Below are 15,822 nucleotides of genomic sequence, written 5' to 3' on the forward strand. Positions count from 1 at the left end.
GGTAGGTGGTGGTCGGTTTCGCGAGGTTGCTGCGCGCCACGGGTAACTCATGGTCGTTCGCGTGTGGAGAGGTGACGTCGCCCGGGCACTGCAGGCTTGCTCGCTCTCGGCTAGGCGCAGCCCTCGACGTAGTGGAGCTGCTCGAGGCGGCCCGCGCCCCACTCGCGTACGGCACCGTCCGCGCCGAGCACGAACTTGTACCCGAAGCCGTCCGGGCCCGCCGCGACGAACACGTCCGTGCTGGCGACGTCGTAGAAGCCCTCCCGGGTCTCGAGATCGGCGCCGTAGGCGGCGGTGATGTGGGCCATCGTGGAGCCGAGTCCGATGCCCTCGGACGTGCGCGCGTCCACTGCGGCCGGCTCGTCCTGGGCGATGCCGTAGCCGAAGGTGTCGATGGGCCCGTCGGCGCCCTCGGACTCGGCGAGCGCCCAGATGGGTGCCCACGGTCCGTCGCCGCCCAGGATGACGGCGGCGCAGTGCCCGCCGAATGCCTCCATGTCCATGGAGTAGTCCTCGCCGGTGACGGCAGCCGCCTCGGTGAGCGTCATCTCCGTGGTGAAGGGGCCCACGCCGGTGGGAGTGATGGCGGTCGCGGCGTCCGTGGACGCAGCCGGGGTGGGTCTCGGGGTCGGGCTCGTGGCGGACGCTGCGGGATCGGACGCGGTGGGATCCGACGTGGCGGGTGCGGGGCTCGCCGTGGAGTCGGCGGCCGTGGCGGATTCGGTGGCCGTGGTGGCCGTGACGCTGGGCGTGGGGCTCGCCGCGCCTTCGTCGCCCGCGGCGCAGCCGGCAAGGGCGATCACGGCGGCGAGCGCGGGAGCAACCATCGACGACCGAGGCATGCCCTCACCGTAGGCCCGCCCCGCGTCACCTCTCCACACGCGGACGACCATGAGCTACCCGTGGCGCGCAGCAACCTCGCGAAACCGACCACCACCTACCCATTCGGGGTGGGGCGTGTGGAGGGGTGACGGGGCGGGGCGTGTGGAGAGGTGACGGCACCCACGGCCGGGGGCGTGCCTACGATGGGGGCTCGCCGGAGATTCCGGTCCGTCCGCATGCCCGGGAGGCCCCGTGACCCAGCCCCTCGCCCCGCTCCTCGGAGACTGGGCCGACGCGCGCCTGTCCGGCGACGCCCACGTCCACGCCCCCGCCGCGGCCGCCACGCCGCTGCTGGCCCGGGCGGCGGCGGACGACGCGGGCCCCATCCTCGCGATCACGGCCACCGGCGGCGACGCCGAGCAGCTCGCCGCCCGCCTGAGCGCCTACCTCGATCCGCGCACGGTCGCGCTCCTGCCCAGCTGGGAGACCCTCCCGCACGAGCGCCTCAGCCCCCGCTCCGACACGGTCGCGCGCCGCCTCGCCACGCTGCGCCGCCTGGTCCACGCGGACGCCGCCGCGGTCGAGTCCGGCCTGCCCGCCCCCCGGATCGTGTGCGCGCCGCTGCGCGCCGTGCTCCAGCCGCTGGTCCCCGGCCTGGCCGACCTCGAGCCCGTCCGCGTCGCCCCGGGCGACACCCGCGACCTCACCGAGCTCGCGAACGCCCTGGCAGCGGCCGCGTACACCCGCGTCGACATGGTCGAGCGCCGCGGCGAGTTCGCCGTCCGCGGCGGCATCCTCGACGTCTTCCCGCCCACGGACCCGCACCCGGTGCGCCTCGAGTTCTTCGGCGACGAGGTCGAGTCGATGCGCTCCTTCTCCATCGCGGACCAGCGCTCGCTCGAGGCCGTCGACCGCCTGTGGGCCCCGCCGTGCCGCGAGCTGCTGCTCACCGAGGACGTCCGCCGCCGCGCCGCGTCCCTCGCGGGACAGCTGCCCACCGCCGCGGACCTGCTCACCCGCATCGCCGACGGCCACGCGGTCGAGGGCATGGAGAGCCTCATCCCCGCGCTGCTCGACCGCCTCGAGCCGCTACCGGACGTGCTCCCGCGCGACGCGCGCATCGTCGCCCTCGAGCCCGAGCGCCTCGCCCGCCGCGCCGAGGACCTCCACCGCACCGCGCAGGAGTTCCTCGCCGCCGCCTGGGTGAGCGCCGGCGCGGGCGCCGACTCGCCCATCGAGGCGCAGGGCGCCTTCCTCACGCTCGACGAGGTCCACGAGGCCGCCCAGGATCGCGGCCTGGGCTGGGGGACCGTGGGCCCCTTCGCCGCGGCCGATGCGGTGGAGACCGGGATCGCCGACGTCGAGGGCCTCCGCGGTCGCCTCGACGCGGTGCTCGACACCGTCCGCGCGCGCCTGGCCGACGGGTGGCGCGTCGTGGTGGCCGCGGCCGGCAAGGGCTCCGCGGTGCGCATCACCGAGCAGTGCCGCGAGCGCGACATCCCCGCCCGGGTCGCGGACCACGCGCTCGACGCGGACCCCGGCGTGGTCGCCGTGCTGCCCGCCGTCGATGCCCTGGGCTTCGCGGTGGCGGGCGAGCGCCTGCTGGTGCTGCACGAGTCCGACCTCACCGGCCGCGCCGCCTCCGCGGCCGGCCCCAAGGTCAAGGTGCCCAGCCGCCGCCGCACCCAGGTGGACCCCCTGCAGCTGCGCCCCGGGGACTTCGTGGTCCACGAGACGCACGGCGTGGGCCGGTTCGTCGAGCTCACCAAGCGCACGGTGCGCGGGATCGAGCGCGAGTACCTGGTCATCGAGTACGCGTCCTCCAAGCGCGGCGGCCCCGGCGACCGGCTCTCCGTCCCCACGGACCAGCTGGACCTCATCACCAAGTACGTGGGCGGCGAGACGCCGTCGGTGAACAAGATGGGCGGCGCGGACTGGTCCAAGACCAAGGGCAAGGCGCGCAAGGCGGTCAAGGAGATCGCCGCGGAGCTGATCCGCCTCTACAGCGCGCGCATGGCGACCAAGGGGCGGGAGTTCGGCCCCGACACCCCGTGGCAGCGCGAGCTCGAGGAGTCCTTCGCGTACGTCGAGACTCCCGACCAGCTGTCCACCATCGACGAGGTCAAGGACGACATGGAGAAGGGCGTCCCCATGGACCGCCTCATCTGCGGCGACGTGGGCTTCGGCAAGACCGAGATCGCCGTGCGCGCCGCATTCAAGGCCATCCAGGACGGCACCCAGGTGGCCGTGCTGTGCCCCACCACCCTGCTCGTCAAGCAGCACGTCGACACCTTCACCGAGCGCTTCGCCCAGTTCCCCGTCAAGGTCGCCGCCCTGTCGCGCTTCCAGACGGACAAGGAGGCCAAGGAGGTCATCGAGGGGCTCTCCGACGGCACCATCGACCTGGTGGTGGGCACCCACCGCCTCATCACGGGCTCCGTGCGCTTCAAAAAACTGGGGCTCATCGTGGTCGACGAGGAGCAGCGGTTCGGCGTCGAGCACAAGGAGACGCTCAAGGCGCTGCGCACGGACGTGGACGTGCTCGCGATGTCCGCGACGCCCATCCCACGCACGCTCGAGATGGCGGTGACCGGCATCCGCGAGATGTCCACGCTCGCCACCCCGCCGGAGGAGCGCCACCCGATCCTCACCTACGTGGGACCGCACGAGAACCCCCAGGTGACGGCCGCGATCCGTCGCGAGCTGCTGCGCGACGGCCAGGTGTTCTACATCCACAACTCGGTCAAGACCATCACCCGCGCGGCCCTCCAGCTGGGCGAGCTGGTGCCGGAGGCGCGCATCGCGGTCGCCCACGGCAAGATGAGCGAGAAGCAGCTCGAGCAGGTGATCGTCGACTACTACGACAAGAAGTACGACGTCCTGGTGTGCACCACCATCGTGGAGACGGGCCTGGACATCTCCAACGCCAACACCCTCATCGTCGAGCGGGCGGACACGTTCGGCCTGTCCCAGCTGCACCAGCTGCGCGGGCGCGTGGGTCGCGGCCGCGAGCGCGCCTACGCCTACTTCCTCTATCCGCCGGACCGCACCCTCACGGAGACGGCGCACGACCGCCTCCAGACCATCGCCGCGAACACGGACCTGGGCTCGGGCATGGCCGTCGCCATGAAGGACCTCGAGATCCGCGGCGCGGGCAACCTGCTGGGCGCGGAGCAGTCGGGCCACATCGAGGGTGTGGGCTTCGACCTCTACATCCGTATGGTCGGGGAGTCCGTCGCCGGCTTCCGGGGCGAGCAGCAGGAGGAGCGCGCCCCCATGACGGTGGACCTGCCCATCGACGCGCACCTGCCCACCTCCTACATCGAGCACGAGCGCCTGCGCCTCGAGGCGTACCGCAAGATCGCGGACGCCGCCTCGTCCGAGGAGCTCGCCGCCGTCGAGGAGGAGCTCGACGACCGCTACGGCACGCTGCCCGAGCCGGTCCGCCACCTGTTCGCCGTCGCCCAGCTGCGGGTCGAGCTGCGCGAGACGGGCATCCACGACGTGGTCGCGCAGGGCAAGTTCATCCGCTTCAGCCCGCTCGAGCTGCCCGACTCCGCCGCGCTGCGCGTGAACCGGCTGTACCCCGGCACGCTCATCAAGCCCGCCGTGCGCCAGGTGCTGGTCCCCGCCCCCATGACCGCCCGGCTGGGCGGCAAACCCGTCGAGGGGCCGGAGGTGCTCGACTGGGTGCGCGGCGTCATCAAGGCGACGCGGCCGCCCCAGTAGGATGACGGCCATGCCGATGCTCCGTCGCGTTGTCGCGCTCGCCGCCGGGTCCCTGTTCCTCGCCTCGTGCGCCGTACCGGGGCAGGGCGCACCGGGCTCGCTCGCCTCGTGGGACGGCCAGACCGTGACGTCCTCCCAGGTCGACGCGATCACGCAGGCATGGGACGACGAGACCGACGGCGCCCAGATCGTGACCCGCCGCGTGGCGCTCACCTACGAGCTGCTGGGCGACGCGTTCATCGACGCCGCCGCGGAGGCCGGCACGCCCGTGCGCGAGGGCGACGCGCGCTCGCTCGCGCAGATGTGGCTCACCGCCGCCGGCATCGAGAACCCCGAGCCGGGCCCGGAGGTGGTCGCCTCCACGCACGCCATCGCCGCGCTCTACGCGCTCACCACGGTGCCCGACGGCCGCGCGCTCATCGAGGAGGCCGCCGCGGCCCTCGAGGAGGACGGCACCTTCTCCCCGCGCGTGGGCGAGTTCACCACCGAGCAGCTGATCACCTCGATCACGCAGGCGTACACGATCGCGGACTCGCTGGGCCTGGGCGACCAGTCCTTCATCGCCTTCTCCCGCGTGAGCGGCTTCGCCGACGCGGACCAGCCGTGGGCGGCGCATGAGTGAGGGCCTCGCCCGCCTCGTCGAGGTGATGGACCGGCTCCGCTCCCCGGGCGGCTGCCCCTGGGACGCCGAGCAGACGCACCAGACGCTCACCCGCTTCGCGCTCGAGGAGACCTACGAGCTGGTCGACGCGATCGAGAACGGCACCCGCGCGGACCTGCGCGAGGAGCTGGGCGACGTCCTGCTCCAGGTGGTGTTCCACGCCCGCGTCGCGCAGGAGCACCCCGAGGACCCCTTCGACCTCGACGAGGTCGCGACGCTCATCGCCGACAAGCTCACCGAGCGCCACCCCCACGTCTTCGCGGACGAGGAGGCCGGCACCGCCGCGGAGGTCCATGCCCGCTGGGAGCGCATCAAGAAGGAGACCAAGCGCCGCGAGTCGGTCTTCGACGGCGTCCCGCTGGACCAGCCCTCGCTCGCCCGCGCCCAGAAGATCGCGAGCCGCGCCGCCCGCGCCGACCTCGATGTCCCGGTGCCGGGGGACGATGCGCCGGCCGCCGCATCGTCCCGTGTCCGGGAGGGAGCGGGAGACCTGGGCGAGCGCCTGCTCGCCCTCGCGGTCGAGGCGCATCACGCCGGCGTCGACGCGGAGGCGGCCCTGCGGGCCGCGACCAGGCGCTACGAGGACGCCGCGCGGGCCGCCGAGAGGGTCACCCAACGTTCACCCGAGTAGGACAATGGTCGCCCAGCGCGTTCGCACGGGCGTCGATAGACTCACGAACGGTCCATCCATTCCAAGCGAAGGAGCATCATGGCCATCATTGAGGCCGTCCACGCCCGCGAGATTCTTGACTCGCGCGGCAACCCCACCCTCGAGGTCGAGATCGAGCTCGAGGACGGCACCCAGGCCCGCGCCGCGGTTCCCTCGGGTGCGTCCACCGGCGCGTTCGAGGCCGTCGAGCGCCGCGATGGCGACAAGGGTCGCTACCTGGGCAAGGGTGTGCAGGACGCCGTCGACGCCGTCAACAACGAGATCGCGGAGCAGGTCGAGGGTGAGGACGCCAACGACCAGCGCTACATCGACCAGCTCATGCTGGACCTCGACGGCACCGACAACAAGGGCAAGCTGGGCGCCAACGCGATCCTGGGCGTCTCGCTCGCCGTCGCGCACGCCGCCGCCGAGTCGGCCGGTCTGCACCTGTTCCAGTACGTGGGCGGCCCGAACGCCCACACGCTGCCCGTCCCGATGATGAACATCCTCAACGGTGGCTCGCACGCGGACTCGAACGTCGACATCCAGGAGTTCATGATCGCTCCCGTCGGCGCCTCCTCCTTCAAGGAGGCCCTGCGCATGGGCGCCGAGGTCTACCACGCCCTCAAGTCCGTGCTCAAGGAGCGCGGCCTGGCCACCGGCCTGGGCGACGAGGGCGGCTTCGCCCCGAACCTCGCGTCGAACCGCGAGGCGCTCGACCTCATCCTGGTCGCCATCGAGAAGGCCGGCTACGTGCCCGGTGACGACGTCGCGCTCGCGCTCGACGTGGCCGCCACCGAGTTCTTCAAGGACGGCGTGTACCACTGGGAGGGCGGCACCAAGACCGGCGAGGAGATGGTCGAGTTCTACGCCCAGCTCGTCGCGGACTACCCGCTCGTGTCCATCGAGGACCCGCTGTCCGAGGACGAGTGGGCCGACTGGTCCGCGCTCGTCGCGAAGGTGGGCGACAAGGTCCAGATCGTCGGCGACGACCTGTTCGTCACCAACCCGGTCCGCCTCGCGCGCGGCATCGACGAGAAGTCGGCCAACTCGCTGCTCGTCAAGCTCAACCAGATCGGCACCCTGTCCGAGACCTCGGACGCGGTCCAGCTCGCGCAGCGCGCAGGCTTCACCGCGATGGTCTCGCACCGTTCGGGTGAGACCGAGGACACCACCATCGCGGACCTCGCGGTGGCCTACAACTCGGGTCAGATCAAGACCGGTGCCCCCGCCCGCGGCGAGCGCATCAACAAGTACAACCAGCTGCTGCGCATCGAGGACATCCTCGACACCTCGGCCAAGTACGCCGGCAAGTCGGCGTTCCCGCGCCGCTACGGCAAGTAAGACCGTCGGCCGCGCGAGCGGCCGCAGCGTCTGACGGGCGCGTCTCCCCTCGGGGAGGCGCGCCCGTTCCGCATTTCCGGGGGACGATGCGCGACTCGCGGCGGCGCCACCGGCCCGCCGGGACCTGGGGCCGGGACAATGGGCGCGTGCCCCGTGACTCCCGACCCTCGACGCCGCGCGCGTCCGGGGGACGGTCGCGCGCGAAGGCGGGCGCGAGCCGTGTGAAGCCGAGCGCGAGCCGCGCGAAGCCGGGGGCGACGCGCGACGCGCGGCCCGCCGGCGCATCGTCCCCGGGCAAGCCGGTCACGGGCTCCGCGAAGCCGGCCACCGGCTCCGCCGAGGCGCGCCGGCGCCGCGAGAGCACCCGCATCCCCAAGGGCCGGGGCTCGTCCCGTCCGGGCGGCGCGACCGCCCCTTCCCGGGTGCAGGCGCTGCGCAATCGCATCGAGCCCGTCGCGCCGGGCCGGTCCTGGATGACCACGTCGACGGTGCGGATGGTCGTGCTCGTCGTGGTGATCGCGCTCGCCACCGTGGTGGTGCTGCCGTCGCTGCGCGCGTACTTCCGCCAGCAGGAGGAGCTCGCCGAACTGCGGGCCGAGGCCGAGCAGGCGCGCGCCGAGGTCGAGGAGCTCGAGGCGGAGAAGGCGCGCTGGGAGGACCCGGCGTTCATCGTCGCGCAGGCGCGCGAGCGGCTCGCCTACGTGTTCCCGGGCGAGACGCCGTACCGCGTCATCGACCCCGAGGTGGTCGAGGGCGCCGCGGAGGGCTCGCCGGCGGCCGCCGAGCAGCCCGACGTCCGGCGCGACGGCACCTGGTACACGCGCCTGTGGGACACCTTCGAGGAGGCCGGCGGGGTGCCGGAGGACGCGGAGGCCGAGGGCGCCGACGCGGAGGCGGGCGCGGATTCCGGCGCGGATTCCGGCACGGACGCCGCCTCTCCCGCCGCCTCTCCCGACGCCTCTCCCGACGCCGGTGGCCCGGCCGCCAGCCCGGCCCCGTAGACTTCCCCGGGTGAACGACACCCCTGCCACCGAGCGCGACGTCGCCGTCCTGGCCGCCCAGCTGGGGCGCGAGCCGCGCGGCATCGTCGCGATCGCCGCCCGCTGCGCATGCGGCAACCCGACCGTGGTCCACACCGCGCCGCGCCTGCCCGACGGCACGCCCTTCCCCACGCAGTACTACCTCACGCACCCGGACGCGGTCTCCGCCGTGTCCACGCTCGAGGCCAACGGCGTCATGAAGCAGATGCAGGACCGCCTGGCCGAGGAGCCCGAGCTCGCCGCCGCCTACCGCGCCGCGCACGAGCGCTACCTCGAGGAGCGCTACGCGCTGGGCGACGTGCCGGAGATCCACGGCATCAGCGCCGGCGGCATGCCCGACCGCGTCAAGTGCCTCCACGTGCTCGTGGGCCACGCGCTCGCCGCGGGGCCCGGAGTCAACCCGCTGGGGGACGAGGCGCTCGCGCTCATCAAGGACCGCTTCGACCCCGCGCGGTGCACGTGCGACGTCCTCGACGCCGACGCCGCGCCGGAGGAGCCCGCCCCGTGACCCGGGTCGCCGGCATCGACTGCGGCACCAATTCCATCCGCCTGCTCATCGCGGACGTGCGCGACGGCGCGCTCACGGATGTGGTGCGCACCATGACCGTGGTGCGCCTGGGCGAGGGCGTGGACCGGACCGGGGAGTTCTCGGCCGCTGCGCTCGAGCGGACCCTCGCCGCGGTCGACGAGTACGCCGCGCTGTGCCGGTCCCACGGCGTCGCGGCGATCCGCTTCGCCGCCACCTCCGCCACCCGCGACGCCCGCAATCGGGGCGCCTTCCTCGACGGCGTCCGCGCGCGCCTGGGCGTGACGCCCGAGGTCATCTCCGGCGAGGAGGAGGCCGCGCTGAGCTTCCGGGGCGCCACCGCGGTGCTCGACCGGGCGCACGACGCGCCCTTCCTCGTGGTCGATCTGGGCGGCGGCTCCACGGAGGTGGTGCTGGGATCCTCGCGCGTCGAGGCCGCGCACTCCATGGACGTGGGCTGCGTGCGCATGACCGAGCGCCACCTCGCCGACGACCCGCCCACCGCCGCCCAGGTGGCGGCCGCGGAGGCGGACATCCACGCGGCCCTCGACGAGGCCTTCCGCGGAGTCCCGGTGGAGCGCACCCGCACCCTCGTGGGCCTGGCCGGCACCGTCACCACGGTCACCGCCCACGCGCTGGCCCTGCCCGAATACGACGCCGCACGCCTCGACGGCGCGGTCCTCACGGTGGACGATGCGCTGGCAGCCTGCGACTCCCTCCTGCGGGCGTCGCGGCGCGAGCGGGCGGCCCTGGGGTTCATGCATCCCGGGCGGGTGGACGTGATCGGGGCGGGCGCGCTGGTGTGGCGCACGGTCATCGCGCGCGTGCGCGACGCCGTGGCGGCCGCCGGGGGAGAGCTGCCCCACGTCGTGACGAGCGAGCACGACATCCTCGACGGACTCGCCTTATCCGCGGCGGAACGGGCCGCGCGCCCGTAGCCGCCGCATCGGCCCTCGAGGCCCGACGCCCCCGTAGCCCAACTGGCAGAGGCAGCCGGCTTAAACCCGGCCCAGTGCGGGTTCGAACCCCGCCGGGGGCACCGTTTCCAGCCGAGGGCGCCCCCTCCGTTGCGCGCGCGTACGCGAATTCATGCGTGATGCACGGGCACCGCGGGCCGCCCCGTGCATCACGCATGAATTCGCGGAGGGACGCGAACGAGACAGCCTCCTCCTCTCGTCTAGGCTGGTGCGCCATGGCTGCCGGCGCGACGATCAACACCTTCGAGGTCCAGCTCGCGGACGTCGACCGCGGCGTCTACGAGGACTTCTCGCTGCGCGTCGCGCGCCACCCGTCCGAGACCGGGGCGTTCATGATGACCCGCGTGCTCGCGTACTGCCTCGAGCACGCGGAGGGCATCGGCTTCTCCGAGGGGATCTCCACCACCGAGGAGCCGGCGGTGCTGGTCCGCGACCTCACCGGCGCCGTGACGGCGTGGATCGAGGTGGGCCAGCCCGAGGCGGAGCGCCTCCACCGCGGCAGCCGGCTGGCGTCGCGGACGGTGGTCTACACGCAGCACGATCCGGCCAAGGTGCTGGCGCGGTGGGAGGGCAAGCGCATCCACCGCCGCGAGGACATCGCGCTGCGCAGCTTCGACCCCGGGCTCGTGGAGTCCGCCGCGGCGCTGGTGGAGCGGCGCAACGCGCTCGTCGTGTCCGTGACCGAGCGGCACCTGTACCTCGAGCTCAACGGCACGTCGCTGGAGTCCGCTATTCACGAGGCCGCGCTGGGCTGAGCCGCGGCGCGTGCGGGCCCCGCGGTCAGCGGTCAGCGCGCCCTGCGCCCCGCGAGGTGCTCAGTGCCCGCCGCCGTGCCGAGTGCGCCCCGCGAGGTGCTCAGTGCCCGCCGCCGTGCCGAGTGCGCCCTGCGAGGTGCTCAGTGCTCAAAAGCAGGCATTTTGAGCACGGAGCACCTCCCAGGACGCGGCCGGACGTTACTCCGCGCGGGTCACCCACGCGCTGGTCGCCGCGAGGTCGCCGAAGGCGAACACGTGCAGGCGCACCTCGCCGTGGACGGCCGGGTCGAGGTGGGCGGCGAGCTCGGCGACGAACCTGTCGGGGGTCGCCGTGCCGAGCAGGTTGCCCAGCGAGAAGCCGTACTTGAGGGCGATGCCCGCGCTCGTCGCGACGCCGCACCGGCGGGCGAAGCCCACGAGCCGCGCGACGCCCGCCGGGCCCGCGACGCCCACCCGGATGGGGGCGTCGATGGCGTGGTCGCGGACCTGCTCCACCCATCGCAGCACGGATTGCGCGTCGAACGAGAACTGGGTGGTGATCGAGGCCGCGAGGCCCTGGTCGGCGAGGGCGGCGGACTTGTCGCGCAGCGACTCCCACAGGACGTGGTCGGGGATCGCCGGGTGGCCGTCCGGGTAGCCGCCGATCCCCACGCGGGTGAAGCCGTGCTCGGCGAGCAGGCCCGACCGGATGAGGGCGAGCGAGTCCGCGTAGGGGCCGCGTGGCGCGCGGGGGTCGCCGGCCACGGCGAAGACCTGGGTCGCGCCGGTGGCGCGCAGGGCCGCGAGGTGCTCCGTGAGCGCCGCCTCGCCGGGCACCCGGCGCGCGGCCACGTGGACCACCGGCTCGAGGCCGTGCCAGGCGAGGGCCGCGGCGGCGGCGACGCGGTCGTGCTCGGACTCCGAGCCCAGGTGGGTGACGGACACGGGCGTCGCGGCCGGCAGCTCGATGCCGTCGAGCGTGGCGCGGTCGCGGGCGGTCATCTCGACGGACACGCCCTCGAGCAGCGCGGGGGTCCGGGACGTCACGGGCGGCCTCCAGGCGGGTGAACAGACCCTGCGGGTGACAAGGCCCCGCGGGTGAGCGGGCCCGGACATCCTACGTGGGAGACCTCGCCATGCCGCGCGTCCGCCGGGCCCGCCCAGCGGGCGGCCGAGCGGGCGGGCGAGCGGGCGGCCGAGCGGGCGGGCGGAGGCGCCGGGGACGGCAGGGCGCGCGGAGGCACCGGGGAAGGCAGGGCAGCCGGCAAGCGCCGACCCCGCCCGCCCCCGGATCACAACAGGTCGGTCACCTCGTTCTTGGCTCCGGCCTTGACCAGTTGGCGCGCGCGCTCGGCGGTGGGGGCGTCGAGCGCGGCCGACGCGAGCGACCTGCACTCGGCGAGCGTGTGACGCGACAGCGCGAACCGCACCGCGGGCACCTTCGACGGCGCCATCGACAGGCTCGCCACGCCCAGGCCGGTGAGCACCAGGGCGAGGAACGGGTCGCCGGCGGACTCGCCGCACACCCCGACCGGCCGGTCGGAGCTGTGGCCGCCCTTGCAGGCCGCCTCGATCACCTGCAGCACCGCGGGCTGCCAGGGGTCTAGGAGCGAGGCCAGCTCGCCCTCGCCGCGGTCCGCCGCCATGGTGTACTGCGCCAGGTCGTTGGTGCCCAGCGACCCGAAGTCCACGTGGGACAGCACGTGATGCGCCCGCAGCGCCGCGGCCGGCACCTCGATCATCACACCCGCGGACGGCAGGCCCGCGGCGCGCACACGCGTGGCGAACCACTCCGCCTCGTCCGTGGTGGCGACCATGGGCGCCATCACCTTGACCTCCGCGCCGGTGTCCTTCGCCGCGAGCGCGATGGCCTCGAGCTGCGAGTCGAGCAGCTCGGGCCGGGCCTGGCACAGGCGCAGCCCGCGCCGCCCCAGCGCCGGGTTCTCCTCCTCGCCCAGGTCCGCGAACGCGAGCGGCTTGTCCGCGCCCGCGTCGAGCGTGCGGATGACCACGCGCCGGCCGGGGAAGGGCGCGAGCACCTGCCGGTACACGTCCGCCTGGTCCTCGACGCTCGGGAGCGTGGCCGCGGACAGGTACATGAACTCGGTCCGGAACAGCCCGACGCCCTCGAGGTCGGCGGCGCCGGCGGCCACCGCATCGTCCACCCCGCCGATGTTCGCGAGCAGCGCGACCGCGTGCCCGTCCGCGGTCCGGCCGGGGCCGTGGAGCTCGTCGAGCGCGGCCGCGAGCTTCTCGCGGCGTGCCCGCTGGATCTCCAGCAGGCGCGTGTCGGGGTCGAGCACCACGTGGCCGGCGTCGCCGTCGACGGCGACGGTGGTCCCGGCGGGGATGCCGGTCGCGTCCGGCAGCTGCACCACGGCCGGGATGCCCATCTGGGCGGCCAGGATCGCGGTGTGGGACGTGCGGCCGCCGTGCTCGGTGACGATCGCGACCACGTGCGAGCGGTCGAGCGCCGCGGTCTCCGCCGGGGCGAGGTCGAGGGCGACGATGACGGACGGCCCCGACAGTTCCGGCACGCCCGGCGTGGGCACGCCGAGCACGTGGGCGATGGCCCGCGAGCCCACGTCGCGCAGGTCCGTGACCCGCTCGGCGAAGTAGCCGCCCAGCGCCTCGAACTGCGCCGCGAACTCGTCCACGGCCGCAGCGATGGCGGTCGCGGGCCCCTTGCCGGCCGCCACCTGCTTGGCCGCGGCCTTGGCGAGGCCCTTGTCCCGGGCGATCATCGCGGTCGCCTTGAGGATGGGCTGGGCGTGCTCGTCCGCGGCGGCGGCGCGCGCGTCGAGGTCCTCGCCCACGGCGCTCAGGGCGCCGCGCACGGACTCGGCGGCGGCCTCCGCATCGGCCGGGGCGGGCTCGTCCGCGGGTGCCTTCACCGGCGGCGCGACCTGCACCACCGGCCCGGCGGCGGTGCCGGGGGACACCCCGACACCGCTGCGCCGCTCGCCGGACACGGTCACTCCTCCGCGTCGAGGTCGCGGTTGAGCAGGTCGACGAGCCCGGCGAGCGCGGCGTCGGCGCCGTCGCCCTCGGCGGTCAGCACCACCTCCTCGCCGTGCTTGGCGCCCAGGGCCATGACGCCCAGGATGGAGGTCGCGTCGACCGGGTCCTCGCCCGGGCGGCCGATCTCGACGTCGAGGCCCGTGCCCTGCGCGGCCTCGACGAAGAGGGCGGCGGGGCGGGCGTGCAGGCCGACGGACGAGCCGATGGTGGCGGTGCGCTGTGGCATGGGGGATCTCCTTCTCTGGTGGTTCAGACGGTGGCGACGGCGTCGACCGTCGCGAGCTTGCTGTCGCGGGACTTGAGCGCGATGACGATGAGCGCCATGACGGCGACGCCGATCGCGAGCGCCAGGAGGAACAGCAGGAAGTTGCCGATGAGCGGCAGCACCCAGATTCCGCCGTGCGGCGCGCGCAGCGTGGTGCCGAACACCATCGCGAGGCCACCCGTGATCGAGGAGCCGACCACGGAGGAGACGATGATGCGGACCGGGTCCGCCGCGGCGAACGGGATCGCGCCCTCCGAGATGAACGAGGCGCCCAGCAGCCAGGCCGCCTTGCCGTTCTCCCGCTCGGGCTCGGAGAACAGCTTGGGCCGGACGGTGGTGGCCAGCGCCATCGCGAGCGGGGCGACCATGCCGGCCGCCATGACGGCGGCCATGATCTTGAGTTGCGGAGCGTCGGTCGCGGCGCCGGCGGCCGCGAGGCCCGTGGTCGCGAAGGTGTAGGCCACCTTGTTCACGGGGCCGCCCAGGTCGAAGCCCATCATCGCGCCCAGGATGAGGCCCAGGATCAGCGCGGACGACCCGGTGAGCCCGTTGAGCCAGTCGTTGAGGCCGTCGGACAGCCACACGATGGGCCGGCCCAGCAGGGTGATGAACAGGCCCGCGGTGATGAGCGTGGACAGCAACGGGATCACCACGACCGGCATGACGCCGCGCACGCCCTTGTGGACCTTCCACGAGGACACCCACTTCGCGGCGAATCCGCCCAGGAACCCGGTCGCGATGCCGCCCAGGAAGCCGGCGCCCATGGTCGCGGCGATCGAGCCGCCCACGATGCCGGGCACCAGACCGGGGCGGTCGGCGATTCCGAAGGCGATGAAGCCGGACAGGATGGGGACCAGGAACCCGAACGACGCCCCGCCGATGACGAACAGCAGCGCGGCCCACTCGGTGAGGCTCGTGACGTCGAAGTTGGTGGTGACGTCGTACTCGCCGCCACCGCCGATCGTGTAGTTGACGATCTCGATCGCGCCGTCCTCGCCGATCGCGACCTGCGCGAGCATGAAGGACAGGGCGATCAGGATGCCGCCCGCCGCGACGAACGGGATCATGTAGCTCACGCCGGTCATCAGCCACTGGCGGATGCGGGTGCCGACCCCGGCCTCCTTGTCCACCTTGGTGGTGAGCCCGGACGCGGCGGCCGGGGTGGCGGACGCGGCCTTCGAGGGGTCGGCCTTCCACTCGGCAGCGAGCCCGGCGGCCTGGGACACGAGCGCCGGGCCGTCCGAGATGGCCTTCTTCACGCCCACGTCGACGATGGGCTTGCCCGCGAATCGCTCCGCGCCGCGGACCTCGACGTCGTGGGCGAAGATCACCGCGTCCGCGGCCGCGATCTGCGCGTCCGTGAGCGGCGTCGCGCCCGCCGAGCCCTGCGTCTCGACCGCGATCGTGTGGCCCGCGTCCTTCGCGGCCTTCTCGAGCGCCTCGGCCGCCATGTACGTGTGCGCGATGCCCGTGGGGCAGGAGGTCACGCCCACCAGGGTCAGGCCGGGGGACGATGCGGCGGCCGGGGACGATGCAGGGGTTGCGGGTGTCGCGGCGGCCGGGGTCGCCGGAGCGGCCGCCGGCGCGGGCGGGGGTGTCGCCGGGGTGACGTCGCCGACCTCGGCGTTGACGAGGTCCGCCACCTCCTGCTCGGAGGAGGCGTGGCGGAGCGCCTCCGTGAAGTCCTTCTTCATCAGCGCGCGGGCGAGCTTGGGCAGCACCTGCATGTGGGCGTCGCCGCCGCCCTCGGGCGCGGCGATGAGGAACACGAGCGTCGCGGGGCCGTCCTTGGCGCCCCAGTCGAGGCCCTCGGCGAGCCGCCCGAAGCCCAGCGTGGGCTCGGTGATCGCCGCCGACCTCGCGTGCGGGATGGCGATGCCACCGGGCAGCCCCGTCGCGGTCTTCTCCTCCCTCGCACGGACGTCCGCGAGGAAGGCCTCGCGATCCGTGCATCGTCCCGAGGCGACCAGGCGATCCGCGAGCGCCGCGGTCGCCTCGTGCCGGTCCCCGGCGCTGAGGTCGAGCACCACCTGGGTGCTGTCGATGAGGGGCAT

The 15,822-nt window shown here is 73.9% G+C and carries 13 protein-coding genes and 1 tRNA gene; 9 read left to right on the forward strand and 5 right to left on the reverse strand.

All coding sequences use genetic code 11. The features are described from left to right. Positions 1-110: 110 nt before the first annotated feature. A complete protein-coding gene (locus tag AOM03_RS07110) occupies positions 111-842 on the reverse strand; it encodes a hypothetical protein (RefSeq protein WP_062379757.1) in 732 nt (243 codons plus the stop codon). Between the two features lie 232 nt (positions 843-1,074). Between AOM03_RS07110 and mfd the strand changes: the two genes are divergently transcribed. The 9 genes from mfd (at position 1,075) to AOM03_RS07155 (ending at position 10,503) form a co-directional block, all read left to right on the forward strand. Beyond that, positions 1,075-4,551, forward strand: coding sequence for a transcription-repair coupling factor (gene mfd, locus AOM03_RS07115; RefSeq protein ID WP_062379761.1), 3,477 nt, complete (start codon positions 1,075-1,077; stop codon positions 4,549-4,551). A 10-nt stretch (positions 4,552-4,561) separates the two neighbouring features. Further along, positions 4,562-5,173, forward strand: a complete 612-nt coding sequence (locus AOM03_RS07120; RefSeq protein ID WP_062379763.1) for a hypothetical protein — start codon at positions 4,562-4,564, stop codon at positions 5,171-5,173. After that, positions 5,166-5,843, forward strand: coding sequence for a nucleoside triphosphate pyrophosphohydrolase (mazG, locus tag AOM03_RS07125; protein WP_062379765.1), 678 nt, complete (start codon positions 5,166-5,168; stop codon positions 5,841-5,843). The genes AOM03_RS07120 and mazG overlap by 8 nt, the downstream gene beginning before the upstream one ends. Before the next feature lie 78 nt (positions 5,844-5,921). Continuing rightward, positions 5,922-7,205 carry a phosphopyruvate hydratase gene (eno, locus tag AOM03_RS07130; protein ID WP_062379768.1) on the forward strand — a complete coding sequence of 428 codons (1,284 nt, stop codon included), beginning with the start codon at positions 5,922-5,924 and terminating at the stop codon, positions 7,203-7,205. Positions 7,206-7,351: 146 nt separating this feature from the next. Then, positions 7,352-8,206 (forward strand): FtsB family cell division protein, encoded by an 855-nt coding sequence (locus tag AOM03_RS12990; protein WP_227589922.1) that lies wholly within the window; start codon positions 7,352-7,354, stop codon positions 8,204-8,206. Positions 8,207-8,216: 10 nt separating this feature from the next. Beyond that, positions 8,217-8,753 carry a DUF501 domain-containing protein gene (locus AOM03_RS12995; RefSeq protein WP_062379770.1) on the forward strand — a complete coding sequence of 179 codons (537 nt, stop codon included), beginning with the start codon at positions 8,217-8,219 and terminating at the stop codon, positions 8,751-8,753. Continuing rightward, positions 8,750-9,709: a Ppx/GppA phosphatase family protein gene (locus AOM03_RS07145; RefSeq protein WP_062379771.1), complete on the forward strand. Its 960-nt coding sequence runs from the start codon at positions 8,750-8,752 to the stop codon at positions 9,707-9,709. Before AOM03_RS12995 ends, AOM03_RS07145 begins: the two co-directional genes overlap by 4 nt. A 27-nt stretch (positions 9,710-9,736) precedes the next feature. Beyond that, positions 9,737-9,810 (forward strand) — tRNA-Leu (locus tag AOM03_RS07150). 153 nt (positions 9,811-9,963) lie between these two features. Further along, positions 9,964-10,503, forward strand: a complete 540-nt coding sequence (locus AOM03_RS07155) for a YaeQ family protein (protein WP_062379772.1) — start codon at positions 9,964-9,966, stop codon at positions 10,501-10,503. Between the two features lie 198 nt (positions 10,504-10,701). Here AOM03_RS07155 and AOM03_RS07160 read toward each other — a convergent pair whose 3' ends face one another. The 4 genes from AOM03_RS07160 to AOM03_RS07175 all read right to left on the reverse strand — a co-directional run bounded on the left by AOM03_RS07160 (position 10,702) and on the right by AOM03_RS07175 (position 15,822). Further along, positions 10,702-11,529, reverse strand: coding sequence for a methylenetetrahydrofolate reductase (locus tag AOM03_RS07160; protein ID WP_062379773.1), 828 nt, complete (start codon positions 11,527-11,529; stop codon positions 10,702-10,704). 245 nt (positions 11,530-11,774) lie between these two features. Continuing rightward, complete coding sequence (gene ptsP / locus AOM03_RS07165) at positions 11,775-13,454, reverse strand: phosphoenolpyruvate--protein phosphotransferase (protein WP_062379774.1); 1,680 nt, start codon at positions 13,452-13,454, stop codon at positions 11,775-11,777. Positions 13,455-13,456: 2 nt separating this feature from the next. Next, positions 13,457-13,729, reverse strand: coding sequence for an HPr family phosphocarrier protein (locus tag AOM03_RS07170; RefSeq protein ID WP_062379776.1), 273 nt, complete (start codon positions 13,727-13,729; stop codon positions 13,457-13,459). A 23-nt stretch (positions 13,730-13,752) separates the two neighbouring features. Beyond that, a complete protein-coding gene (locus AOM03_RS07175; RefSeq protein WP_062379778.1) occupies positions 13,753-15,822 on the reverse strand; it encodes a PTS fructose transporter subunit IIABC in 2,070 nt (689 codons plus the stop codon).

Source organism: Demequina pelophila (assembly GCF_000971175.1).
Taxonomy (GTDB): domain Bacteria; phylum Actinomycetota; class Actinomycetes; order Actinomycetales; family Demequinaceae; genus Demequina; species Demequina pelophila.